The sequence below is a fragment of the Rhodococcus sp. 14-2470-1b genome, from assembly GCF_002259415.1.
Lineage (GTDB): Bacteria > Actinomycetota > Actinomycetes > Mycobacteriales > Mycobacteriaceae > Rhodococcoides.
This window is the reverse complement of record NZ_NPFY01000068.1, coordinates 1-1276: the sequence shown is the minus strand read 5'-3', so window position 1 is coordinate 1276 and position 1276 is coordinate 1. Positions and strand designations below refer to the sequence as shown.

Sequence of the window (1276 nt, the reverse complement as noted above, 5' to 3'; positions counted from 1 at the left end):
GCACCGGCACTCGATCGCCCACTGACCCCCGCCGACACCGCCTACGTCATCTTCACCTCCGGCACCACCGGACGCCCCAAAGGCGTCATGATCTCCCACCGAGCAATCATCAACCTCATCCGCTGGCGCCAAACGGTATTCCCCCTCACCGACGGCGACCGCGTCCTGCAGAAAACCAGCATCGGATTCGACGTCTCCGTCCCCGAATTCTTCTGGCCACTGACAGTCGGCGCCACCATCCGCCTCACCCGACCCGGCGGCGAAAAAGACCCCCACTACCTCACCGACATCCTCCACACCGAACCCATCGGCTTCGTCGAACTCGTCCCCACCATCGCCCACGCCATGCTCGACACCGGACTCGACCTGAGCCGATCCCACCTCCGCCACCTCGCCCTCGGCGGCGAAACATTCCCCACCACCCTCGCCACCACCCTCACCGCAACCAACAACAACAGCACCGGCACAACCGTCCAGATCTGGAACACCTACGGCCCCACCGAAGCCGCCGTCGAAACCACCGGACACCACCTCAACCCCACCACCGCCACCAACACCAACGGCACCGATGCCGCCACCTACGGCACCAGCGTCCCCATCGGCCAACCCATCACCAACACCACCACCCACGTACTCGACCCCTGGCTACGACCCGTCCCCGTCGGCATCACAGGAGAGCTCTACCTCGGCGGCACCCAACTCGCCGACGGCTACATCAACCGACCCGACCTCACCGCCACCCGCTTCATCGCCGACCCCACCGGATCCGGCGAACGCCTCTACCGCACCGGCGACCTCGTCCGCTGGAACCACGACGGCCAACTCGACTACCTTGGCCGCACCGACGACCAAGTCAAGATCCGCGGCTACCGCATCGAACTCGACGACATCCGCACCGTCCTCGAACAGCACCCCGCCGTATCGACCGCCATCGTCATCGCCGCCGACCACCCCGGAAACACCAACGGCAGCGGCACCGGAAAATACCTCGCCGCCTACCACACCAGCACCACCGACAATGAGGCCACCGACGAGGAACTACGGGCATTCCTCACCGACCGACTACCCGACTACATGATCCCCACCGTCTTCATCCCCATCACCGAAATCCCCACCACCCCCAACGGCAAACTCGACCACCGGGCACTCCCCACACCCGACCTCACCACCGCGCTCACCGGCGGAACAGCACCCACCACCGCAACAGAAATCACCCTCACCACCATCTTCACCGACGTACTCGGACTACCCAGCGATGCACCCTTGTCCATCGACG

Annotated in this window: 1 protein-coding gene; it reads left to right on the top strand. The window is 65.0% G+C overall.

Annotation, left to right across the window (positions count from 1 at the left end; genetic code table 11):
- Positions 1–1276, top strand: a 1276-nt coding sequence (locus tag CH293_RS27760) for an amino acid adenylation domain-containing protein (protein ID WP_141217270.1), incomplete at both ends; no start/stop codon positions are given.